A 22172-nucleotide genomic window follows, 5' to 3' on the forward strand; every position below is an offset into this window, starting at 1 on the left:
GAAGAAACCTGATTTGTAAAGATGCCGTTATTGCATGCAAAAATTATGTAAGCACTTATATAATTTTTACCGTACAACGGTGCAAGACCTTACAAAACAAACCTGCCATATTGAAAAGCAGGCATGCCATAATGAAAAATATATATTATGTTAATGCGATATATGTAGAAAAGTTTGGCATAAAAACAGGCAGCCGGCTAGTCCTTCCATAAAAACGGGAACAGGATAATGGCGAGCACCACTACCAGTGCATCGAAGCCTACCAGCAGCAGCAGCATTTGGGTTAACCCGCTTTGAATAACCGGCGCGAAGGCAATTTTCGCAATCCTGGCCAGCAGCAACAGCTGCGGAATAATTACCGGGAAACCAAGAATAGCCACCAGTGAAGCCGATTGCTGTGCCTTGGCGGCGATGGCTGATAAAAAGGTAAAAACCAGGCTAAGACCGAGACCGCCCATGAGACTGATACCGATAAACGTAGCCATATGCTCCAGCGGGTTGCCCAGCAATACCAGGAAAATGCCCAGGGCCAGCAGGTTCATTACCAGCATAAGTATGGCGTTGAAGATCAATTTGGCGAGAATGAAATCCTTTGCGCCTGCAATAGAGTAGAAGTACAGCATGCGCCCGCGCTGCTCCTGCAGAAAGCTTTTGGCAACGCCGTTTACACAAACAAACAGCTGCACCACCCAGAACAGTGCGTTCCAGGTATCACTTTCCGGCTGCCCGTTAATGAGATACACCACAAAAATAGTAGCCGCCACATACAGCAAAACGCCGTACAGGCTAAACTGCTGGCGCATTTCAAGCAGGATGTCCTTTTTTACAAGTGCAGTGATATGGGTAGTTGAGCTGCTTTGCATGGGCGCAAAAGTAAGCAAACAGTGTGAGCCATAAAATGTGAATCGTACGCAAGCATTATTCAATATTATCAACCCTTTAACATTTGTTCTGCTCTCCGCAGAAGCTTCGTACCTGTTTCAATATTCATTCTCTCCTTCATGATAACACGTGCGGCAGCGGGGTTCATAAGTTTCTTTTTCACCAAGCAATACCTGGCTGTTCTGTTTCGTTTTACGGTAAGACATGGTGGCGATATTGCCGCAGCGTACGCATATGGCATGCAGTTTGGTGATATAGTCAGCAATTGCAAGCAGTCCGGGCATAGGGCCAAACGGTTTGCCCGCGAAATCCATATCCAAACCCGCAACAATCACCCGGACGCCTTTCACCGCTAAAGTTTCACATACATGCAAAATTTCATTATCAAAAAACTGCGCTTCATCGATACCCACCACATCCACATCCTGCGCAAGCAGCAAAATGGTTTGGGAGTTATCTACGGGCGTACTTTGAATACTGTTGGCATCATGGCTTACCACCTGCGTTTCATCATAGCGAACATCGATCGAGGGTTTAAATATCTCCACTTTCAGATGGGCAATCCGCGCACGTTTCAAACGCCTGATAAGCTCTTCCGTTTTGCCACTGAACATAGAGCCGCATACAACTTCAATCCAGCCCCTGCGTTCGCCCCTGATGTGCGGTTCAATAAACATTGATAAATATTGTATTTGAATTAAAAATCCTTAGTAACTTAGAAGAGTTTTTTAACTTACTAAGCCCCCAAAAGTACATCTCCTATGGAAAGAGTTGCTACGCTCATTCATAAATTGCTGGAACAGTATCAGCAACAGGCTGATGCAGATAAACTTTTGCTCACCACCCAGATGTTGCTTACCGAATTAAAGCAGTGCCGGCAAAATAAAGAAAATAATATCAATACTAATGTAGCTGTGATGATGGCTTCTTCTTCATTCAACACAGCTGCTGCTGAAACTGCGGGCACACCTGCGTTTCAGCAACAGGAAAGTTATGCACAGCCTGCAGCGGAAATACCTGCAGTGCCAACAGCAACAGCAATACCGGTTATAGAAGCGCCTGTAGCTGAACCTGCAGCCGCAGCAACAATTACCCAAACACCGGTTGCCGAACCTGTGCAGCCTGTAATGCCTGCTATTGAAACATCGGTTGCTGCCGTGTTGCAATCATTACCACCTGTGGGTAATTTCAACACCCAACAGGAAATAAAAGAAACAGCACAACCTGCTGCTGCAAAAGAAACTGCTGCAGAGCCTGTGCAGCAGCCAACGCCGGTAATGTCGCTCGCAGCAGAAATGCCTGAAGTAAAAGAACAGGAAGCCCGGAAGTACAGGGAAGAAAATATACCGCCCAAAACACCTGCACGCGCCAACGGCAGCAATGCCTGGATGTTTGATCCCGTACACGATGTGCCTACATTAAGCCACCAGGCAACCAAAGGATACGACCTCAACCAGGCAATGGGCGGCGGAAAATCAGAAAGTCTGAACGAGCGTTTTATGCTCGACAAAAATATAGAACTGGTAACCGTACTGCAGGACAGTCCTATACAGGATCTCAAAAAAGCAATCGGCATTAACGACCGCTACCAGTTTATCAACGAACTGTTTCGCGGAGATGAAACCATGTACGAGCGCAGCATTAAAACCATTAATGCCTTCACCATTTATCCTGAAGCCAATTACTGGATACAGCGCGAATTAACGCTGAAGCTGGGCTGGAACGACCGCGCTGATATTGTACAACATTTTTATCAGCTGGTTAAAAGACGTTTCTCCTGAACATACTGTAATACCATGCCGGTAGCCCCGGCTTTTGAAGCCACATATTCCCCTGCTGCCGTGGCTGTTTCATTGTAAAACTGCTGATCGCTGAGCAAACGCTCAAATGCTGCTTCCAGGTGCAATGCATCGGGAACAGAGAGGGCACCGCCTGCTTCAATCATTTCTACCCCTTCAATGTATTTGTCATACACAGGCCCAAAAACAACGGGTTTGTGGTAAACAGCTGCTTCCAGTATGTTGTGAATACCGTCTCCGCCAAAGCCGCCGCCTACATAACAAATTGTAGCGTATTGGTACAGCCGGCTTAACATACCAATATTGTCAATAATAAGTGTATTGGTACCTGCTGCTGCCGATTCGCCTTTTTGCAGCAGGGCCAGGTAGGCAGAGTAGCGGATGGCATGTTTGTACAGCTGTTCACATTCCCGCAGGCGTGCTTCGCCAATATCGTGCGGGGCAATAATAAAACGGCTGCCAGGGTGTGTATTTACGTAGTGGTCCAGTTCTTCATCATCATCAGTCCAGGTGCTGCCTGCCACCAATACAGGCAGCCCGCCACAAAAATCTTCAATACCATCGATGTGCCTGGGGCGTTGGGCTATTTGCAGCACCCTGTCAAACCGCGTATCACCGCTTACAGTAACATTGGTTACGCCTATATGCTTCAGCAACCCGGCAGCGGCCGGGGTTTGCACAAAAAAGTGGGTAAAGCAGCCAAGCATGCTGCGGTGAAAGCTGCCATACCATTTAAAAAACGGTTGTTGTTCGCGAAACATGCCCGATACCAGCAGCAGGGGCACCTGCTGTTTGCGGGCAGCCTGCAGGTAATAATACCAGAATTCGTATTTGATAAAGAGAATCAGTACAGGGCGTGTAATGGCCAGGAAGCGGGCGGCATTGCGCGGACTGTCCATAGGCAGGTAGTATACATAATCAGCCTGTGCATAGTGTTGCTGTACTTCATAACCCGACGGGGAGAAAAAAGTGAGCAGCACAGCGCATTGCGGGTGCGATTGTTTGAGGGCTTCCATAACCGGGCGGCCCTGTTCAAACTCGCCAAGAGAGGCGCAGTGCACCCATATCACCGGCCGTTTTTCAGCTGCAAAAGCCTGCTGCAGCCTGTTGAATACACGGTTGCGCCCGGCAACCCATTTGGCGGCCTTGGGGTTAAACAGGCCCAGCAAACGGGCAAACAGCGGGTATAAGCGGGTGAAAATGGTATACAAAAGCTGCCCCATATCAGTAATAATTGTGTTGCAAAGGAAGCAAATATTGTACTAGGAACAAGCATGTTATGCGTTGAAAGTGAGCTTGCTTTTATGTTTCACGGGCTTCAGGATATGTTTCACGGGCTGTAATGGTGTGCTTGTTCGATATTCCTTGTTCAATATTCGATATTCCCTAGCTTTGCCACCATTCAAAATGTGTTTATATGATGAGGCCGATTCAAATGGTGGATCTCAAGACCCAATACCAGCATATTAAAGCGGAAGTAGACAAAGCGGTGATTGAAGTGATGGAAAGTGCTGCTTTTATCAATGGAAAACCTGTACATGATTTTGCGGCAGCCCTTGGCCGCTATCTCGACGTGAAACACGTAATTCCCTGTGCCAACGGCACCGACGCCCTGCAGATAGCCATGATGGCGCTTGACCTGCAGCCTGGCGATGAGGTAATTGCCCCGTCTTTCACCTTTATTGCCACAACCGAAGTAGCGGCCCTGCTGAAGTTAAAGCCTGTTTTTGTAGAAGTGGACGCCCAAACCTTTTGCATAGACACAGACGCCCTGAAAAAGGCGATTACCCCCAAAACCAAACTGATTGTACCGGTGCATTTGTATGGACAGGCTTCCAACATGGAAGTGATTATGCAGATTGCCGCCGAACATAATATATATGTGCTGGAAGACAATGCGCAGGCCATTGGCTGCGATTACCGTTTCAGCGATGGCACGGTGCGCAAGGCAGGCACTATCGGGCATATCGGCAGCACATCGTTCTTCCCTTCTAAAAACCTGGGTGGTTACGGTGACGGTGGTGCTGTTTTCACCAACGACGATATGCTGGCCGATAAAATGCGCAAGATTGCCAACCATGGCCAGGGTAAACGTTATTACCACGATTTGGTAGGCTGCAATTCAAGGCTGGACACGATTCAGGCAGCTGTGCTGAACATTAAACTGCCCCTGCTTGACCAGTACATTGCTGCAAGGCAAAAGGCAGCAGACTTTTACAACAATGCATTCAAAAACGTGAAAGGCATTACCACGCCTTATGTTGCAGCATACAGCAACCACGTGTACCACCAGTATACCTTAGTACTGGAAGGTATTGACAGGGACGGTTTGAATCAATATCTTGCTGAAAAAGGTATTCCTTCCATGCTGTATTATCCTGTTCCCGGCCATCGCCAGGAAATGTTTGCATCTTTCGGACTGTCGCAATATGAGCTGCCGGTAACCGATTGGTTAACCCAGCGTGTTATTTCACTCCCTATGCATACCGAGCTGGATCAGCAACAGCTGGAATTTATCACCACATCCGTATTGGAATTTGTAAATAAATAAAAGCTTATGAGAATTGCGGTAATCGGAACCGGCTATGTTGGCCTGGTTACAGGAACCTGTTTTGCCGAGACAGGTAATTATGTTACCTGTGTAGATATCGACACACAGAAAGTAAACAAGCTCAGCGCCGGTGAAATCACCATATTTGAGCCAGGACTGGAAAAATTGTTCGAGCGTAACCTGAAAGACGGGCGTTTAACATTTACCACCGATATTGAAGCCGGTGTGCACGATGCCGAGATTATTTTCCTGGCCCTGCCTACACCACCCGGTGAAGATGGCAGTGCTGACCTGAGTTATGTGCTGGGTGTTGCTGACCACCTGGGCCGCATTATGAAAGAGTATAAAGTAATTGTTGATAAAAGCACCGTACCTGTTGGCACTGCTGCGAAAGTACATGCAGCCATTGCTAAAAATTACAAGGGAGAATTTGATGTAGTAAGCAATCCCGAATTTTTACGGGAAGGCGTGGCAGTAGATGATTTCATGAAACCCGACAGGGTAGTAGTGGGCACCAATTCTGAAAGGGCACAGAAGCTGATGAGTGATTTGTTTGCACCTTATGTGCGCCAGGGTAACCCGGTTATTTTTATGGATGAAAAATCAGCCGAGCTTACCAAGTATGCAGCCAATTCCTTCCTCGCCATGAAAATAAGCTTCATGAACGAGATTGCACAATTGTGCGAAAGGCTGGGCGCAGATGTTGACATGGTACGCAAAGGTATTGGTACCGATGAACGCATTGGTAAACGCTTTTTATTCCCCGGTATTGGTTATGGCGGCAGCTGCTTTCCCAAAGATGTAAAGGCGCTGGCCAAATCAGCCGAAGAGGCCGAGTATGAATTCAAGATACTGAAAGCCGTAATGGAAGTAAATGAAACACAGAAACTGCACCTGCTTCCTAAAATAAAACGTTATTTTCAGGGAAGTTTAAAAGGTAAGCATATTGCGTTGTGGGGACTGGCTTTTAAACCCAATACCGACGATGTAAGGGAAGCGCCGGCATTTGATATGATCAGGGCCTTACTGGATGAAGGGGCTACCGTAAGTGCATTTGACCCCGAAGCAATTGCCAATACGCAACGGCAGTTCGGCGACAGCATTACCTATGCCAATCAGTACCAGACCCTTGAAAATGCCGATGCACTGGTTATTGCAACGGAATGGAATGAATTCAGAACACCTGACTTTGAAAAGATAAGTGCTGCACTGAAAAACAAGGTGATCTTCGATGGCCGCAATCTTTTTGATGCGGTAACGATGCGTGAGATGGGATATCATTACGAAAGCGTTGGACGACCATAATCAGCTAATAAAAGTACACCTATGCGTAAAAAAAGAATCCTTATCACCGGGGCCGCCGGGTTTTTAGGCTCACACCTGTGCGACAGGTTTATTAAAGAAGGCTACCATGTAATTGGTATGGATAACCTGGTAACCGGTGATCTCAAAAATATTGAGCACCTGTTTCCATTGCCTGATTTTGAATTTTATTACCACGATGTAACGAAATTCATTCATGTGGCAGGTGAGCTGGACTATATCCTGCACTTCGCTTCACCGGCCAGTCCGATCGATTATTTAAAAATACCTATTCAAACGCTGAAAGTAGGCGCTTTGGGTACACACAATTGCCTGGGCCTTGCACGCGAAAAGAAAGCCAGGATACTGGTAGCTTCTACAAGCGAAGTGTATGGTGACCCCCTGGTGCATCCGCAGAAAGAAACCTATTGGGGAAATGTTAACCCCGTTGGTCCGCGCGGTGTGTACGACGAAGCCAAACGATACCTGGAAGCCATTACCATGGCCTACCATACGTTTCATGGCGTGGAAACAAGGATCATCCGCATATTCAATACCTACGGTCCGCGTATGCGCCTCAACGACGGCCGTGCGCTGCCGGCATTTATCGGACAGGCATTACGCGGGGAAGACCTGACTGTATTTGGTGATGGCAGCCAGACAAGATCATTCTGTTTTGTGGATGACCTGGTAGAAGGTATTTACCGATTGCTGATGAGTGATTACAGCGAGCCGGTAAATATTGGCAACCCGGATGAAATATCATTGAAAGATTTTGCACTGGAAGTATTGAAGCTTACAGGGTCTGCAGTTAAAATCGTGTACAAACCATTACCGGTAGACGATCCCAAACAAAGAAAGCCGGATATTACCCGTGCAAAAGAATTGCTGGGCTGGGAGCCCACCGTTGGGCGTGCAGAAGGTTTGAAAAAAACGTACGATTATTTTAAAATGCTTCCCAAAGAAGAACTTGTAAAACAGCCAAAAACATTTGAATCAAGATAACAATAACATGCTGGATGATCTTTTGTCGGGTAAGCGTGCATTGGCGGTAATAGGACTTGGATATGTAGGCTTACCGGTGGCATTGGGTATGGCGAAGCATGTACCTGTTATTGGGTTTGACATCAATAAAGATCGTGTAGCACAATTACAGCAGGGAACAGACCCTGCCAATGAATTGACGGCTGCCGATTTCAGCAATAGTAACATACGGTTTACTGCAGATGCGGAAGTGCTGCGGGAAGCCGTATGTTTTATTGTAGCCGTACCTACGCCGGTGGACGATCACAATGTACCTGATCTTTCAATGTTACTGAAAGCCGCTGCAACAGTAGGTTCAGTGATTAGTGAAGGAGGGTATGTAATATTTGAATCTACTGTGTACCCTGGCTGTACAGAAGAAGATTGTGTGCCGGTTATTGAAAAAATAAGCGGCCTTGCCTTGGGCACCGGCTTTAAAGTTGGGTATTCTCCTGAACGCATAAATCCGGGCGATCAAAAACACACCCTGCAGAACATTATCAAAGTAGTGGCTGGATGTGATGAAGTGGCTACAGAAACTATCGCAAAACTGTATGGTATGGTAACCAGTGCAGGTGTGCACAAAGTGTCCTCCATACGTGTTGCAGAAGCTGCCAAGATTATTGAAAATACACAGCGTGATCTCAATATTGCATTGATGAATGAATTGTCGATCATCTTCGACAAAATGGGCATCAATACTTTTGAGGTACTGGAAGCAGCTGCCACCAAGTGGAACTTTGTGAAATTCTCTCCTGGTTTGGTTGGCGGGCACTGCATTGGTGTTGATCCCTACTATTTAACCTATAAAGCGGCCGAACTGGGTTACAGTTCAAAAGTAATATTGGCCGGCCGTTATATCAATGATGGCATGGGTGCGTATGTGGCTAAAAAAGTAGTGCAGCATATTATTGCCAATTGCAGCAACGTGCGTGATGCAAGAGTGCTGATAATGGGCGCAACTTTTAAGGAGAATGTTACGGATATCCGTAATTCAAAAGTGGCCGATGTGGTACATAGTCTGCAAGCGTATCATTTGCAGGTAGAAGTTACAGACCCCGGTGCAAACAGCGATGAATTGCAGCGGGAATATGGCTTTGGTTTAATACAGGTGCCGCACGGAAAATATGATGCGGTGGTGATTGCAGTATGCCATAAAGAATACCTGCAGTTAACCGGCGCTTATTTTGAAAGTATTACACAGCCTCATGCACTGATAGCCGATATCAGGGGTATTTATCGTAATCATATTCAATCCAGGCAATACTGGAGTTTATAAGCAACCTACAATGGCAAACAAACAGATCGTTTTAGTTTCGGGTAAAAATGGTCAGCTGGGATATGAATTGCAACAGCTGGCAGGTGCATTTCAGGATACATATGAATTTGTATTTGCAGACAGAACAGGACTGGATGTGTCTGATGCGGCCAGCATAGAACAGGCATTCAGACAATACCAACCGGCATTTTTCATCAACTGTGCAGCCTATACCGCGGTAGATAAAGCTGAGGCCGAACAGGCAGCTGCGCTGGCTGCAAATGCAGAAGGAGTGGGTGTTATAGCGCGTTTGTGTAATGAATACAAAACATGGCTGATACATGTTTCTACCGATTATGTATTCAATGGCAATGGAACCAGCCCATACAAACCCGAAGATGCAACAGACCCTGTAAACTATTATGGTTATACCAAATGGCAGGGCGAGCAGCTGGCATTGAAGAATAATGAGCGTACAGTCATTATCCGCACATCATGGGTGTACAGCTCACATGGCAACAACTTTGTGAAAACCATGCTGCGCCTGATGAAAGACCGTACAGATTTAAATGTAGTGAGCGACCAGGTAGGATCACCTACCTATGCGTACGATTTAGCGGAAGCGATTTTGCAGGTATTGCACCAACCGGTTGCAGGCATATACCACTACAGCAACGAAGGTGTTATTTCATGGTTCCAGTTTGCAGAAGCCATTCGTGCTATTGCAGCATTAAATTGCACAGTGCATCCCATACCTACCAGTGGTTATCCTACACCTGCCAGGCGGCCTGCCTATTCAGTAATGGATAAACAGAAAATAGCAGATACATTTCATGTGCCCATAAAACCATGGCAGGAGCGTTTAGAGGCATGTATGCAATTGTTGTAGGGCTAGGAACTAAATGAACAAATTGATAATTAAACGAATAAGGCAGCTGATTAACGGCTGCCTTAATTTTTTTTTAAGAACGCTTGCGTAAATGAAATTTTGTTTTTAGCTTCACTCAACACTTCTCCATGAGAGTGTTTCTTCTAAGATCAGGCCGTTATCTGGCGTATCAGTGCTCGGAATCTCAACGGTCTTCGATCTAAAACAAGCCAGCCAATATCTTTTATCACTTTTCAATCTGGCTTTGATGTAATCCAATCAAGAGTTTTTACAGGAATGTTGCCACATTGCTGTTTCGAATCCTACTTATTGATCCAAAGCTAACAGCTATGAAAAAGAAATGGATGATTGAAATCATCGTTTTATTGTTTGTATTGTTGTTCGTGTACGCAGGCAGCAGCAAGCTCATGGACTATAATAAGTTCAGGATTGAGTTAGGCAAATCGCCTTTATTAACAGCATTCGCGGGTAAAGTAGCAGTAGTGGTACCTGTAACAGAGTTAATCATCGCTGTGTTGCTGGTATTATCAAGAACCAGGCTTATTGCCCTGTATGCTTCTTTCACATTGATGGTTATGTTTACCACCTACATTATTGTTATACTGAAATGGAGCGATTACATTCCCTGTTCCTGCGGCGGCGTGCTGCAGCAAATGAACTGGAATCAGCATCTGATTTTTAATACTGTCTTTATTTTACTGGGAGCTGCCGGTGTTATGCTTACGGCATCACCAGGCGGTCGCGCAAAAGCAGTCATCCCGTCTGAACAACTTGTAACAGAGTAAGCCGAAAATCTTAAGAGTAGGCATCATCATTAAACTTGTATTTATGAAAAGGAAAGCAATTGTATACGTATTGATTTTTGCTTTGGCAATAGGCGCTTCAGCGTATACGCGGGTAGCGAAGAAGAAGAATCAGGTACTTTACTATGTATCATATGCCAGTTCTCCCGGTGGACGATGTACAATCATTAGCTATCCTGACAGTGACTGCGTTATATCTGAAGTAGGAGCATATTGTACCTATCACAATGAAGAGGCGATTTCCTTTGTGTTATATCATGATGATGGTACTACATTTTGTTTTAATCCTATGTATCGTTTGTTTTAGCCCTTTCAATTTTAAAAATGCAGAAGGTAAAAATTCTATTCCTTTGTGCGGCTTCGGGTATAATTTCAATATGGGGCTTATACGCTTATTCTAAAAAGGTAAACAATACACCAAACGGTTTTATACGATTGTTACCGCCTCATATAGCAACACCACATCAAATTTTAAATGTTGGTGCAAATAGCTGGTACATAGCCGGGGATGATAATGAGCATTTCTTTTTAGGGAATGTTACTGCCCCCGGCTATATAATGCAAGTGGGCAGTGCTTTGAAAGATACCAATATAAATATGCTGAGTATAAGTCCGGTAGGTCAGAAGATATATAAAAGTGCAAAATTATATGTTGATGCTGCGGGTACTTACCTGTTTGATGGCATTGGCAGACAAATGTTTTATGATACACTGAAGCGAAAGCATTTAGAGCAGCGTTTAATGAATGCCTATTTTACTTCTGCCGTCCCGGTATCAAAAGGCACATTGATTTTAAGAGCAGTTGACAAGAAACTAAAGCAGCATATATTACTGAAATACACAGCAGACTCTATTGCGCTTAATAAAAATGTATTGCAAAAACAGGTGGATGGCATTTTTTGTACCGATGGCATATTACAATACGACCGGGTAAATGCCGCTATCGTCTATCTGTACTATTATAGAAACCAGTTTGTTCGCCTGGATACGAATCTTAATGTATTGTCTATTGGTAAAACGATAGATACTGTTAGTCATGTTAAGTTAAGCGTTGGTAGCATTGCATCACAACAGGAAGTCACCATGTCGGCTCCGCCAGTGGTTGTAAACAAAGCGAGCTGTATTAGCAATGGTTTGTTATATGTTTATTCTGCTTTAAAAGCCAATAATGAAGATGAACAAATGTTTAGCGAATCATCTGATATTGATGTTTACAATGTGAAATCAGGAAAGTATTTATACAGTTTTTTTATTCATGACATAGATCATAAAAAAATCAGGGATTTTAGAGTGATGGGTAAGTGGTTGTTAGCGCTTAACGGAAATTATATCAGTGTACATGAGTTGCGATTACCAGCTAATATGCAGTAACTTTTTTTGAATATTCATTTGGCAGTTGCCTAACAACTTGTCTACAAGAGCAATATAAATTCCGGCAGCAAATCAATTTTTTAAAAAAATGATTTGCTGGGGTAGGCTCTCTGCTAAAAAATATGAAATGAGAAAAATTGTTATTGTTAGCTTACTGCTTTGGTCTCGCTTAGCCCTGTCACAAACGGAGAGTATTCATTTGCATCTGGATAAGCAGGTGGCATATGCTAGCGATACGCTATGGTTCAAAAGCTATGTAGTTAGTAATGCCGTAAATGTGGTTAATTCCACGCTTTATGCAGAGTTATATACTGATGCAGGAAAGCTGGTGTTCCGAAAATTATTCCCTATTATACGTAATAATTCGCTTGGTCAGCTGGTGTTGCCTAACATGCCGGGCTTATATTGGTTACGTAGCTACACTAAAGGATCTTTGGATGATATTCAATCTATTACTGTGGCAGATAGCGAGAAAATCGTGGTGCGAAGTTTTCCAAAAGATTCTGGTGTTGTTGCCATGACCGACTCGCTGCACCTTACCATTATCTCAAAGTATGAGGATAATATTATTCGATGCTCCCTGTTTCCTGACACGGGATTATTTGACAGAGACTCTACACTTTACCTCACTGCAATACACATGGGGGATACAATTGCCAGACAGCCATTTTTTTTGAAAAGCGGGCATTGGCGGGTGCTCAATTTACCTATTGACAGTTTGCATGGTAATATATCCTTGCTATATAGTTATCGACAGCAGTTATGGGCAAAACATGAACTGTTTATACCTTCCAAACCTGTATCTGCCGAAATACAAAACAGGCTGGATACGTGTAGCCTAATAATTAATGATACCAGCCGGTGGAACTATTCGCTTACTGTAATAGATGCGGCCACACCTTACAATTCAACTACCATAATACATGCTGTTAGCGAAAAGAAAAATCCGGAAGATAGCTTGGATTACCTGTCTTTTCAAACCACATTCAGAAGCATAAAAAAGAAAAAACTTTACACTAACATGCCTATAATAGTTGGAGTGCAAAAGGGAAACACTACAATACCTCCGGAACTAATGAGTACAGACACTGCGGGACGTGTTAATATGAAAGGCATATATTTTTTTGACACAGCTTATGTATATTATATTCCTGGCAATGAGAAGAAAGATTTAGATGTGCAGGTAGTGGATAGAGGTGTACGTAAGTTTAGCGGCGTTAATCAAACGGAATATCGTACAGATACCATACAACAGACGCGGCCTATACAGGCCCCGGTAATAGCTTCGCCTACCGGTAAAATCAGAGATGAGGACAGTTCAGTTTATTTGCAGGGTGTAACGGTGACCACATCGTGGCAGAATAAAAATAAATGGCTGGATAAAAAGTATACAACAAATGAGTTTACATGGCCTTCTCATTTTAATTTCAACTTAATGGATAAGGATGCGACTAAAGATATCTACTCAATTTCTGACTATTTAAAACGTAATTTAATGGGATTTGAGTACGATGCAGGTAATGTACAACCTGAATATCATGGGAAGGCTGTTAGCTTCTTCCTTGATGAGCAACCGGTGGGGTGGAGCAATATTAAATTTTTACCGATCAAAGAACTGGCTTATGCTAAAGTGATTGAAGACTATAATAGGTATGGAAAAAACGATCCCATTCGAATTTGCATATATCGACGCAAAGGGGATGATATTCAGGAAAAGGAAACCAACATGAAAAAGATGATGATCACAGGTTATACCAGGCCTTTAAATTGGACACAACCTGACAGAATCACTTATTTATGGGTGCCCTACATTCACACAAACACCTTTAGTTTTAAAAATCCTGGAAAAAAGTGTCGGGTAATTGTAGAGGGCATTAGTGATAAGGGAGATGTTATTCAATTTCAAAAAGTGATCAACGACGATAGCAAGTAGATTCCGCAGGAAAAAAACTTTCAATATTTTTCATTATTCATTTGGTATATTCCAATATTGTTACTATCTTCATCTTGCCTGATAAGTAATTTGCGATGATCTTAAGCTAGCTAGCAAAGGAGGTCAATGAGGGCTTCCGCGCTTAACAGGTTTTTTAGGTTATTTTCTTCCTGGTTGCAAAACCATTTCAATCCCACCAAATTTATTAATGCATGAAATAGCCGTAGTATTTGTTATGTAAGCTATTGTAAATGCAGCTGGGGTTGGTGTACATACGCCTGGTGTTTTGAAAAAAAATGAATAATGCTTCACCCATTTATTCTTTGCAGACGTCATGTATACGATTTATACGAGGCCAAACATGGGCTTCCTATCTGGTAAATCTCTTCAATCCATATTTATTACTATTTCTGCTTGTATCTGCACGGCTCAAGTTGGCTTGAGTGAATGCCGGACATATACCGACTGATCTGTTCAATAGGAATGAATAGTATCGGGTGTTTATACAGTCAGTTATCCCGGCAACTGGGAGTACCTCCACCTGTTAAGGAATACAGTTCACACGCGTTGGTGAACTGTAATGGAGGTGATCTGGGCTTCCACTCTTAACAGGTTTTACTCGTTTCTGCAGGTTAACAATATCACTATCGCCAATTGTTCAGTAGATGCAGAAAAATTTAATGCCGTTCACCCATTTACAAATTTGCGGTGTCATATAATTGCACGGCATGCGCGAACGGTACATATGCATTTTATCTCCGGTTGCTCCGCTGTTTGTAAAGTATGTTTCATTCCCCCTGCACTTCTGCAGAAACTTTACCTTAATTTATTGGTTCGCATTACCAGTTAGGCTGCATTGAATTGCTCAGCAAACAATTTCAGACTTTTCCTTTATTGAATACTTCGCTTTGCACATTGACCGTAGTGAAATTACTGCCCGAAACATCACTCACGGTATACACGTTCTTACCGGTTTCTTCGTTCTTTTTATTGCAAATGGTGATCTCCACCGTTTTATTGGCCTGTAAAAAATAAAAGTCCTTGCAGTCCTGTGCAAACAAAGCGGTGGCATGCCGTACAATCGCCGGCAGGATAATTCAGTGTTTCATGTTTTTTTCGAAAAAAGGCAGCAGCGCCATAAAGTGCAAGAGGAAAAATTCACCAGGTACGGTGTGCAGTAGAATAAAAAAAGCGAAGAAAATCTTCGCTTTAGTTGGTTGGACCACTAGGATTCGAACCTAGACAGGCAGAACCAAAATCTGCAGTGCTACCGTTACACAATGGTCCAATCCGTAATTGGGTTGCAAAAATAGGGGAGTGGTATTAACTGGCAAAAAAAATGTACGGGAATTTTAGTTCTTTTTTAGCCGTACCCGGATAAAATATTCAGCTAAAACCTTATTGCTCAATATTTGGTAGAAATAGTTGCTTATTTTGCAGCACTACTAAATAGCGATAACCAGTATGAAAAGAAGAGCGTTTATTCAGCAAACAGCCATGGCATCAGCCGCCCTGGTTGCAACCAAGTATGCAGGAGCTATGACACAATCATCCGACTTTCCCGTAGTAAGAGTAGGGGCAGGCTTCAGAAAATTCAGCAGCCCGGCAGTAGAAAATCTCATCGCAGATATCAAGAAAAATATTGGCAACAAAGAAATAGCCTGGCTTTTTGAAAACTGTTTTCCCAATACACTCGATACAACCGTAACGTTTGAAATGATCGATGGAAAGCCGGATACCTATGTAATCACAGGTGATATTGATGCCATGTGGCTGCGCGATAGCTCTGCCCAGGTATGGCCTTATATCCCGCTGTGTAAAACCGATAAGGCATTGCAACAGCTGATACAGGGGGTTATTCACCGCCAGGCAAAATGTATTATCAAAGATCCGTATGCCAATGCTTTTTATAAAGATGAAACCAAAGAAAGCGAATGGGAAAAAACGGATATCACCGATATGAAGCCCGGTATTCATGAACGCAAATGGGAGGTAGACAGCCTATGTTACCCCATCCGTTTAAGTTATGGTTACTGGAAACAAACCGGCGACGCCACACCTTTTGATGCACATTGGCTATCGGCCATGAAGCTTGTGGTGCAGACTTTTAAAACACAACAGCGTTTTGAAGGTAAAGGTCCTTATAGCTTCCAGCGCAAAACTGCCTGGGCTACCGATGGCGTTCCACTGGGCGGGTATGGCTATCCCAACAAACCCAATGGCTTAATCTGCTCTATGTTCAGGCCCAGTGATGATGCTACTATTTATCCTTATCTCATACCAAGCAACTACTTTGCTTACCGCTCACTGCAGCAGTTAAGTGAAATGGCTGCCGCGCTGCACAGCAACGAACTGGCAGCAAGTGCAGCAGCCCTTTCTGCACAGGTGAAAAAAGCATTGGACGCATACGCCAAAGCACACCATGCAACCTATGGCGATATCATTGCCTTTGAAACCAATGGCTACGGCAGCTATAATTTAATGGATGATGCCAATGTGCCTTCTCTGTTGTCATTGCCCTACCTCGGTGCTATGGCGGCTACCGATCCGTTGTATAAAAACACACGCCGTTATGTGCTGAGCAGCGAAAATCCTTTTTACTTTAAAGGCGCAGCCGGACAAGGCATCGGCGGCCCGCACACTGGCCTGGATTATATCTGGCCTATCAGTATTACCATGCAGGGACTTACCAGCACAGACGAAAAAGAAATCAAAGCCTGTGTTGATATGCTGCAACGTGTACACGCCGGCACCGGGTTCATGCACGAATCTTTCCATAAAGACGATGCCAGCAAATTCTCCCGCAAATGGTTTGCCTGGGCAAATACCCTTTTCGGCGAATTTATCTGGAAAGTGTACAGGGAACATCCACAATTGTTAGCATAAATCAGTAACGTTATACTTTAAAAACCTGAATACAATAAAGGCATATGAAAAAAATCCTTGGTGTTGGTTTGCTTGTAATGCTGATTGCTATGGTTGCGTTTAAAGCAGATAAAAAGAAGAAAGTGGTTTTCTTTGGCGATTCTATCACTGAAGCAGGCGTAAAACCCGGTGGTTATATTACTGTTCTGAAAGATAAACTGGCAAAGGAAAATATCAACGATTACGAACTAGTTGGCGCCGGCATTGGCGGCAATAAGGTATACGATTTATACCTGCGCATGGAAACCGATGTGTTGGCCCAACAACCAGATATCGTGGTGATTTACGTTGGTGTAAATGATGTGTGGCACAAACGCAGCTTTGGCACGGGTACCGACCCTGATAAATTTGAAAAATTCTACAGGGCTATTATCAAAAAGCTGCAGGCACAGAACATTAAAGTGGTGATATGTACACCTGCAACTATCGGTGAACGTAAAAACTTTACCAATGCACAGGATGGTGAACTGAACCAGTACAGCGAGATTATCCGCAAAATTGCGAAGAGTGAAAGTATACCTGTGGTTGACCTGCGTGCGTTGTTTACCCAATACCTGCAAACAAATAACCCCGACGATAAAGACAGGGGCGTATTAACGGTAGATGGTGTGCACCTGAACGAAAAAGGCAACAATATGGTAGCCGATGAAATGTGGAAAGGCATTACACAGGTGAAATAACGGGCACCTGGACTTTATAAAAGAATCCTGGCCAATAGCCGGGATTTTTTTTGCCTGTCAGTGCCTGTCATTTGATGGTAGTTGCAGAAAGGATTGCAGGTGCGGTGTAATGCTTGCTGCACAATCCATAACCATCAGGTGTTTGCCACCGGGTATGGTTACGTTGCATTGTACACGTGCATAGGGCAACATCTTGTCTGCCGTGCCGTGAATATGTAACAGGTTGCCGGGTATTATTGTATTTTTCCAGCGCAGAATGGCGCCGAATGCCCAGGTGTTAAAGGGCACAAAGCAGTCTCGGATAATGGAATGAAATGCGTGAATACTCTCTTGTTTTTCTGCACCAAATAACCAGTTGCAGCGTTGTGCCATTGCGCGCAGCCATGCATCAGGAATGCAGTTGTATACAGGGAAATAACGGGCTGCATGCATCCAGCGGGGCAGTTCCTGCCTGGTTTTAGCACTGGATATAATCACTGCTTTTATTTGCGGATCTGCTTTTGCCATTTCTACAGCCAGCATACCACCGAAAGATACACCTGCCAATAAAGGATGTGCTTCAGGGATGGTTTGCCGCAGCCGCTGTGCGTATGATTCCAGCTTTTCATGCGGTAGCGGAATAATCCATGGCACATATACCGGTTTACAAAACGGCATATCCAGGAAACGAAAAACCCGTTCATCGGCACCTAAACCAGATAAGAAGTAAACCTGTTGCATGGCAGCGTTATTGGTAAGCAATCAGCATGTGCTTTATTGAAAGTAATCAAATAAAGCGCCGTTTTGCTGCCTTGTTATGCCATGCCGGTAATATATTTTCGCAAAACTGTTGTTACTTCTGTGGCATGGTCCATCACCATTAAATGGGAACCACCTGTAATGGTTTCGTTGCAGTAAACCAATGAATAGGGCAACAGCCTGTCTGCATCGCCGTGAATATGCACCAGGTTGCCGGGTACTTCGTTGTTTTGCCAGCTGATGATGGCATCTACTGCCCAGGCATCGAAATAAAGATCGCTGTCGTCGATAATGTGATTCAGTACTTTCTTGGTATCGGGCTGCAGGGGGCCGAAAAAGTAATCATTCCTTTTTTCAAACCAACGGATAAAATCATGTGGCAGGTACCGGTGCAGGGGCCAGAAACGGCTGAGTTTTATCCACGCGGGTATTTCGCTGCGCGTTTTAGCGCTGGAAATGATAATGGCTTTGATGGCATTGTTCAGTTTCGCCATTTCAACGGTAAGCATGCCGCCGAACGAAAGACCAACAATACAGGGATTTTCTTCGGGTATGGTCTGCCGCAGCCGGCTGGCATAGGCAGGCAAACTTTCCTGTGGCCCGGGCTGTATCCAGGGTACAAACACCGGTTTGCAGAAAGAAAGATCCAGCGCCTGGAACATGCGCTCATCTGCACCCAATCCTGATAAAAAATACACGTTTTTCATGGTACATAAACTTAATAAAAAAGCGTCACCGGTGCCGCTGTTAACATAAAAATAGCAGTGCAACGGTAACGCCTGTTATGTAGCTGAAAACGGTTATTTAAACTCTACGAGGTAGTAATTCTTTTTGCCCTTTTGTACCAGCAGGTATTTGCTGTGCAGCAACTGGTCGGCTGTTACTTTTTCTGCAATATCACTCACCTTGTTGCGGTTAATGCTTACGCCACCGCCCTGTACGGTTTTGCGTGCTTCGCCTTTGCTCGGAAAGATCGTTGTTTCTGCCAGAAAACTTACCACATCAATTCCTTCCTGTAATTTGCTGATATCGAAGTCGAACTTTACAATGCCCTGCATGCCTTCAAGATCTTCTACAGAAAGGCTTTCAGCAGGTGCACTCTGGTTAGCGAACAATTTGGCTGTTGTTTCCAGCGCTTCGTTATAACCTGTTTCACCATGAATGAATACGGTTACTTCTTTTGCCAGCGTTTTCTGTAAATAACGGGCACCGGCATCTTCGTTGTGTTTGGCTATTACGCCGCTGATAGTAGGCTCGTCGAGGAAGGTGAATATTTTAATCCATTTCTCTGCGTCTGCATCTGTGGCATTTAACCAAAACTGGTAAAAATTGTATGGACTTGTTCTGCTGGGATCAAGCCATATGTTACCGGCTTCGCTTTTGCCAAACTTGCCACCATCTGCCTTGGTAATAAGCGGGCAGGTAAATACAAAGGCTTCGCCATTGGCTTTGCGGCGTACCAGTTCAGTACCGGTGGTCATGTTGCCCCACTGGTCGCTGCCACCCATCTGCAGCTTGCAGTTCAGGTTTTTGTACAGCCAGTAAAAATCGTATCCCTGCATCAGCTGGTAAGCGAATTCGGTATAGCTGATACCGGTTTCGCCTTCAATACGTTTTTTCACGCTGTCTTTCGCCATCATATAGTTCACGGTAATGTGCTTACCGGTATCGCGCAAAAATTCAATAAATGAAATGGTTTTAAACCAGTCATAGTTATTGGTCATCACCGCTGCATTAGGCAGGGCAGGATCGAATTGCAAAAATTTCTCCAGCTGTGCTTTTACACCAGCGATGTTTTTGTTCAGGGTTGCTTCGTCAAGCAGGTTGCGTTCTGCGCTTTTGCCGCTCGGGTCGCCCACCATGCCGGTAGCGCCGCCAACAAGTGCAATGGGTTTATGCCCTGCTTTTTGCAGGTGCACCAGTAATATAATAGGTACCAGGTTGCCAATATGCAAACTGTCGGCCGTAGGGTCAAAACCAATGTAGCCGGTGGTCATTTCCTTTTGCAACTGCGCTTCGGTGCCGGGCATAATATCCTGTATCATGCCTCTCCAGCGCAGTTCTTCAATTAAATTCATGCAAAAACTGATTTGCGCAAAAATAGCCAAAGGGGGGCAACAAAGCAAAAGGGCCAGCATACGAAATGCCAGGCCCCTGTTTTTATTGATCCTGCTAAGCGAATTGCAGTTGCATTTACGTCAACTGGTTATTGACCGTCATTGGCAACCTTACTATCTTATTGATTTTAGTAGTCAGGGTTTTTTCATTGAAACGGATAAGGGCGTTCTTTTTAGCAACTACCCAAATGAGGTTTACCGTGGCAGGACTTGCAATTTTATTTACCTTGATATTGCTGCATTCCAAAAGTTTGTTCCGTACGTTCATGGTTAACTGTTGATGACGCTGCAAACCTACTGCGGCTGTGGCAGGCGTTACAGGTGTGAGTTAACAGTACACACTGCTTTTTTCCCTCTTGCAGAAATGAAACGAATTGTTTATACTATCAAAATGCTTTTAGCAGCTCAGGAAGGGGTTGGCCCGTAATTATTTTACCGGCATCTTTGCAGCATGAACAAAGTAGGCATCGGTACACGCGTTATTAATTTCCTGGTAGATACCCTGTTATTCAGCATTCTCGGATACATTGGCTACAAGGTGAATACTTTTTATGCCTACTACTACCATACGCCGTATTACCCTTTTTACTACTTCTTTTATGCAGCCTGGTTTGTGTACTATTTAATTTTAGAAGGATTGTTTGCGCGCACGCCTGGTAAACTGCTTTCCATGTCAAAAGTGGTGAACCGCCAGGGCAAACGGCCGAATTTTGGCCAGATACTGCTGCGTTCCTTGCTGCGTCTTACCTTAATAGACTGCTTCTTTATCCCGTTTCTCGACAAAACACTGCACGATGCGCTGAGCGGCACCGAAACCGTTGAAGCATGATGGCTTAATGGAGTGATGGTGAAATGGCCTGGCAGCCCGATTAGTAAGGTGCAGGCTGCTTTAGGCTTTCAGCTGTTGCATGCGGTAGATGTATTTGCCTACCATATCAAATTCAATATTTACTACGCTGCCTGCTGTTACCTGGCGGATGCTGGTATGGTGATAAGTATAGGGGATAATGGCTACTGTAAAGCGGTTGCGGGTTACGTTGAAAATGGTTAAGCTGGTGCCATTCAATGAAATGGAGCCTTTTTCTATCACCAGGTGGGCAAACTGGTCAGGAAATTCAAAGGTGTATTCCCAGCTGCCGTTAAGGTCGGTTTTGTTTACACAGGTGGCAGTGGTATCTACATGCCCCTGTACAATATGGCCATCCAGGCGGCCGTTCATAATCATACAACGCTCCAGGTTTACGGTGTCGCCGGTTTTCCACTGGCCCAGGTTGGTTTTCTGGATGGTTTCGGCAATGGCAGTTACCTGGTGCGCATCGTTGGCCAGGGCTTCTACGGTAAGACAAACGCCGTCGTGACTGATACTTTGATCAATTTTAAGTTCAGGTGACACAGATGACTGAATCCAGAAGCTTTTATTGGTGCCGCTGGTGGTAATACCTGTAATAATGCCGGTGGTTTCAACAATTCCTGTAAACATGCAGCGAAGTTAACTCATTAGTTGATAGCGCAAAAACACGGAATGCAGTGGATAACCGCGAAAAAATTTGTTTTTTATGCAGATTGATTTTACTTTTGCTCTCCAAATTTCCTAAAGGAGGTATAATACTATGCTGATAATCGACTCAAAAGATTGCGAAAACATTGACAAAGCGCTGAAGAAATACAAGAAAAAGTTCGAAAAGAGCAAAGCCTTGTTGCAGTTACGCGAGCGTCAGAGCTTTACGAAACCATCTGTAAGGCGTCGCACAGAAGTGTTGAAAGCTATCTACAAACAGAAGGTAGCCAGCGGTAAAATTGATGCTTAGTTCAATTTATCAATAATACTTTAAGGCCATACAACGCTTTGGTGTTGTATGGCTTTTTAGTGCCGCTATGCAAAGGGTGTTCTGCATCAGGAT

General features: G+C 44.2%; 23 protein-coding genes and 1 tRNA gene. 14 read left to right on the plus strand and 10 right to left on the minus strand.

Annotated features, from left to right (window positions below; genetic code table 11):
* Positions 1 to 197: 197 nt before the first annotated feature.
* Positions 198 to 863: a heme exporter protein CcmB gene (locus DXN05_RS07690; RefSeq protein WP_116847129.1), complete on the minus strand. Its 666-nt coding sequence runs from the start codon at positions 861 to 863 to the stop codon at positions 198 to 200.
* Between the two features lie 117 nt (positions 864 to 980).
* Positions 981 to 1559 carry a thymidine kinase gene (locus DXN05_RS07695; protein WP_116846657.1) on the minus strand — a complete coding sequence of 193 codons (579 nt, stop codon included), beginning with the start codon at positions 1557 to 1559 and terminating at the stop codon, positions 981 to 983.
* An 84-nt stretch (positions 1560 to 1643) separates the two neighbouring features.
* On the opposite strand from DXN05_RS07695, the gene DXN05_RS07700 reads away from it, so the two are divergent.
* Positions 1644 to 2663: a hypothetical protein gene (locus DXN05_RS07700; protein WP_116846658.1), complete on the plus strand. Its 1020-nt coding sequence runs from the start codon at positions 1644 to 1646 to the stop codon at positions 2661 to 2663.
* Here DXN05_RS07700 and DXN05_RS07705 read toward each other — a convergent pair.
* A complete protein-coding gene (locus tag DXN05_RS07705) occupies positions 2636 to 3904 on the minus strand; it encodes a 3-deoxy-D-manno-octulosonic acid transferase (RefSeq protein WP_116846659.1) in 1269 nt (422 codons plus the stop codon). The two genes, DXN05_RS07700 and DXN05_RS07705, sit on opposite strands and share 28 nt — an antisense overlap.
* A 194-nt stretch (positions 3905 to 4098) precedes the next feature.
* On the opposite strand from DXN05_RS07705, the gene DXN05_RS07710 reads away from it, so the two are divergent.
* From DXN05_RS07710 to DXN05_RS07745, 8 genes are all read left to right on the plus strand, one after another.
* Entirely contained in the window at positions 4099 to 5232 is a 1134-nt protein-coding gene (locus DXN05_RS07710) for a DegT/DnrJ/EryC1/StrS family aminotransferase (protein ID WP_317125862.1), read from the plus strand.
* A 6-nt stretch (positions 5233 to 5238) separates the two neighbouring features.
* The gene (locus DXN05_RS07715; protein WP_116846661.1) at positions 5239 to 6537 is read left to right on the plus strand and encodes a UDP-glucose dehydrogenase family protein; all 1299 of its coding nucleotides are present in this window, start codon (positions 5239 to 5241) and stop codon (positions 6535 to 6537) included.
* Positions 6538 to 6558: 21 nt separating this feature from the next.
* A complete protein-coding gene (locus DXN05_RS07720) occupies positions 6559 to 7539 on the plus strand; it encodes a UDP-glucuronic acid decarboxylase family protein (RefSeq protein WP_116846662.1) in 981 nt (326 codons plus the stop codon).
* A complete protein-coding gene (locus DXN05_RS07725) occupies positions 7526 to 8836 on the plus strand; it encodes a nucleotide sugar dehydrogenase (RefSeq protein ID WP_245975153.1) in 1311 nt (436 codons plus the stop codon). Before DXN05_RS07720 ends, DXN05_RS07725 begins: the two co-directional genes overlap by 14 nt.
* 10 nt (positions 8837 to 8846) lie before the next feature.
* On the plus strand, positions 8847 to 9704 hold the full coding sequence (gene rfbD, locus DXN05_RS07730; RefSeq protein WP_116846663.1) for a dTDP-4-dehydrorhamnose reductase: 858 nt from the start codon (positions 8847 to 8849) through the stop codon (positions 9702 to 9704).
* A gap of 329 nt (positions 9705 to 10033) precedes the next feature.
* Complete coding sequence (locus DXN05_RS07735; protein ID WP_116846664.1) at positions 10034 to 10489, plus strand: MauE/DoxX family redox-associated membrane protein; 456 nt, start codon at positions 10034 to 10036, stop codon at positions 10487 to 10489.
* A 342-nt stretch (positions 10490 to 10831) separates the two neighbouring features.
* Entirely contained in the window at positions 10832 to 11878 is a 1047-nt protein-coding gene (locus tag DXN05_RS07740) for a hypothetical protein (protein WP_116846665.1), read from the plus strand.
* Between the two features lie 127 nt (positions 11879 to 12005).
* Positions 12006 to 13811: a hypothetical protein gene (locus tag DXN05_RS07745; protein ID WP_147313860.1), complete on the plus strand. Its 1806-nt coding sequence runs from the start codon at positions 12006 to 12008 to the stop codon at positions 13809 to 13811.
* Positions 13812 to 13970: 159 nt separating this feature from the next.
* Here the strand turns inward: DXN05_RS07745 and DXN05_RS24615 are convergent, their stop codons facing one another.
* The 3 genes from DXN05_RS24615 to DXN05_RS07755 form a co-directional block, all read right to left on the minus strand.
* Complete coding sequence (locus tag DXN05_RS24615; protein ID WP_158559160.1) at positions 13971 to 14147, minus strand: hypothetical protein; 177 nt, start codon at positions 14145 to 14147, stop codon at positions 13971 to 13973.
* Positions 14148 to 14689: 542 nt separating this feature from the next.
* Positions 14690 to 14872 carry a hypothetical protein gene (locus DXN05_RS07750; protein ID WP_116846667.1) on the minus strand — a complete coding sequence of 61 codons (183 nt, stop codon included), beginning with the start codon at positions 14870 to 14872 and terminating at the stop codon, positions 14690 to 14692.
* 153 nt (positions 14873 to 15025) lie between these two features.
* A tRNA-Gln gene (locus DXN05_RS07755) sits at positions 15026 to 15099 on the minus strand.
* A gap of 176 nt (positions 15100 to 15275) precedes the next feature.
* Between DXN05_RS07755 and DXN05_RS07760 the strand changes: the two genes are divergently transcribed.
* On the plus strand, positions 15276 to 16697 hold the full coding sequence (locus tag DXN05_RS07760) for a glycoside hydrolase family 125 protein (RefSeq protein WP_116846668.1): 1422 nt from the start codon (positions 15276 to 15278) through the stop codon (positions 16695 to 16697).
* 44 nt (positions 16698 to 16741) lie between these two features.
* On the plus strand, positions 16742 to 17416 hold the full coding sequence (locus DXN05_RS07765; protein WP_116846669.1) for an SGNH/GDSL hydrolase family protein: 675 nt from the start codon (positions 16742 to 16744) through the stop codon (positions 17414 to 17416).
* Between the two features lie 57 nt (positions 17417 to 17473).
* Here the strand turns inward: DXN05_RS07765 and DXN05_RS07770 are convergent, their stop codons facing one another.
* The 3 genes from DXN05_RS07770 to tyrS form a co-directional block, all read right to left on the minus strand.
* Positions 17474 to 18136 carry an alpha/beta fold hydrolase gene (locus DXN05_RS07770; protein WP_147313861.1) on the minus strand — a complete coding sequence of 221 codons (663 nt, stop codon included), beginning with the start codon at positions 18134 to 18136 and terminating at the stop codon, positions 17474 to 17476.
* Between the two features lie 74 nt (positions 18137 to 18210).
* Positions 18211 to 18861, minus strand: coding sequence for an alpha/beta hydrolase (locus tag DXN05_RS07775; RefSeq protein WP_147313862.1), 651 nt, complete (start codon positions 18859 to 18861; stop codon positions 18211 to 18213).
* 93 nt (positions 18862 to 18954) lie between these two features.
* Positions 18955 to 20232, minus strand: coding sequence for a tyrosine--tRNA ligase (gene tyrS, locus DXN05_RS07780; protein ID WP_116846672.1), 1278 nt, complete (start codon positions 20230 to 20232; stop codon positions 18955 to 18957).
* Here tyrS and DXN05_RS07785 point away from each other — a divergent pair.
* Both DXN05_RS07785 and DXN05_RS07790 read left to right on the plus strand, forming a co-directional pair.
* Positions 20231 to 20545, plus strand: coding sequence for a hypothetical protein (locus DXN05_RS07785; RefSeq protein ID WP_116846673.1), 315 nt, complete (start codon positions 20231 to 20233; stop codon positions 20543 to 20545). The genes tyrS and DXN05_RS07785 overlap by 2 nt on opposite strands.
* A 177-nt stretch (positions 20546 to 20722) precedes the next feature.
* Positions 20723 to 21100, plus strand: coding sequence for an RDD family protein (locus DXN05_RS07790; RefSeq protein WP_116846674.1), 378 nt, complete (start codon positions 20723 to 20725; stop codon positions 21098 to 21100).
* 60 nt (positions 21101 to 21160) lie between these two features.
* Here the strand turns inward: DXN05_RS07790 and DXN05_RS07795 are convergent, their stop codons facing one another.
* Positions 21161 to 21751 (minus strand): riboflavin synthase, encoded by a 591-nt coding sequence (locus DXN05_RS07795; protein ID WP_116846675.1) that lies wholly within the window; start codon positions 21749 to 21751, stop codon positions 21161 to 21163.
* Between the two features lie 130 nt (positions 21752 to 21881).
* Here DXN05_RS07795 and rpsU point away from each other — a divergent pair, with 130 nt between their 5' ends.
* A complete protein-coding gene (gene rpsU, locus DXN05_RS07800; RefSeq protein WP_116846676.1) occupies positions 21882 to 22079 on the plus strand; it encodes a 30S ribosomal protein S21 in 198 nt (65 codons plus the stop codon).
* The last annotated feature ends 93 nt before the right edge of the window (positions 22080 to 22172 follow it).

The sequence above is a fragment of the Deminuibacter soli genome, assembly GCF_003412455.1.
Lineage (GTDB): Bacteria > Bacteroidota > Bacteroidia > Chitinophagales > Chitinophagaceae > Deminuibacter > Deminuibacter soli.

Bases quoted from the DNA above. Each gene is read 5' to 3' on its own strand.
- DXN05_RS07690 (WP_116847129.1), bottom strand. From the start codon at position 863: ATGCAAAGCAGCTCAACTACCCATATCACTGCACTTGTAAAAAAGGAC.
- DXN05_RS07695 (WP_116846657.1), bottom strand. From the start codon at position 1,559: ATGTTTATTGAACCGCACATCAGGGGCGAACGCAGGGGCTGGATTGAA.
- DXN05_RS07700 (WP_116846658.1), top strand. From the start codon at position 1,644: ATGGAAAGAGTTGCTACGCTCATTCATAAATTGCTGGAACAGTATCAG.
- DXN05_RS07705 (WP_116846659.1), bottom strand. From the start codon at position 3,904: ATGGGGCAGCTTTTGTATACCATTTTCACCCGCTTATACCCGCTGTTT.
- DXN05_RS07710 (WP_317125862.1), top strand. From the start codon at position 4,099: ATGATGAGGCCGATTCAAATGGTGGATCTCAAGACCCAATACCAGCAT.
- DXN05_RS07715 (WP_116846661.1), top strand. From the start codon at position 5,239: ATGAGAATTGCGGTAATCGGAACCGGCTATGTTGGCCTGGTTACAGGA.
- DXN05_RS07720 (WP_116846662.1), top strand. From the start codon at position 6,559: ATGCGTAAAAAAAGAATCCTTATCACCGGGGCCGCCGGGTTTTTAGGC.
- rfbD (WP_116846663.1), top strand. From the start codon at position 8,847: ATGGCAAACAAACAGATCGTTTTAGTTTCGGGTAAAAATGGTCAGCTG.
- DXN05_RS07735 (WP_116846664.1), top strand. From the start codon at position 10,034: ATGAAAAAGAAATGGATGATTGAAATCATCGTTTTATTGTTTGTATTG.
- DXN05_RS07740 (WP_116846665.1), top strand. From the start codon at position 10,832: ATGCAGAAGGTAAAAATTCTATTCCTTTGTGCGGCTTCGGGTATAATT.
- DXN05_RS07745 (WP_147313860.1), top strand. From the start codon at position 12,006: ATGAGAAAAATTGTTATTGTTAGCTTACTGCTTTGGTCTCGCTTAGCC.
- DXN05_RS24615 (WP_158559160.1), bottom strand. From the start codon at position 14,147: ATGACGTCTGCAAAGAATAAATGGGTGAAGCATTATTCATTTTTTTTC.
- DXN05_RS07760 (WP_116846668.1), top strand. From the start codon at position 15,276: ATGAAAAGAAGAGCGTTTATTCAGCAAACAGCCATGGCATCAGCCGCC.
- DXN05_RS07765 (WP_116846669.1), top strand. From the start codon at position 16,742: ATGAAAAAAATCCTTGGTGTTGGTTTGCTTGTAATGCTGATTGCTATG.
- DXN05_RS07770 (WP_147313861.1), bottom strand. From the start codon at position 18,136: ATGCAACAGGTTTACTTCTTATCTGGTTTAGGTGCCGATGAACGGGTT.
- DXN05_RS07775 (WP_147313862.1), bottom strand. From the start codon at position 18,861: ATGAAAAACGTGTATTTTTTATCAGGATTGGGTGCAGATGAGCGCATG.
- DXN05_RS07785 (WP_116846673.1), top strand. From the start codon at position 20,231: ATGCAAAAACTGATTTGCGCAAAAATAGCCAAAGGGGGGCAACAAAGC.
- tyrS (WP_116846672.1), bottom strand. From the start codon at position 20,232: ATGAATTTAATTGAAGAACTGCGCTGGAGAGGCATGATACAGGATATT.
- DXN05_RS07790 (WP_116846674.1), top strand. From the start codon at position 20,723: ATGAACAAAGTAGGCATCGGTACACGCGTTATTAATTTCCTGGTAGAT.
- DXN05_RS07795 (WP_116846675.1), bottom strand. From the start codon at position 21,751: ATGTTTACAGGAATTGTTGAAACCACCGGCATTATTACAGGTATTACC.
- rpsU (WP_116846676.1), top strand. From the start codon at position 21,882: ATGCTGATAATCGACTCAAAAGATTGCGAAAACATTGACAAAGCGCTG.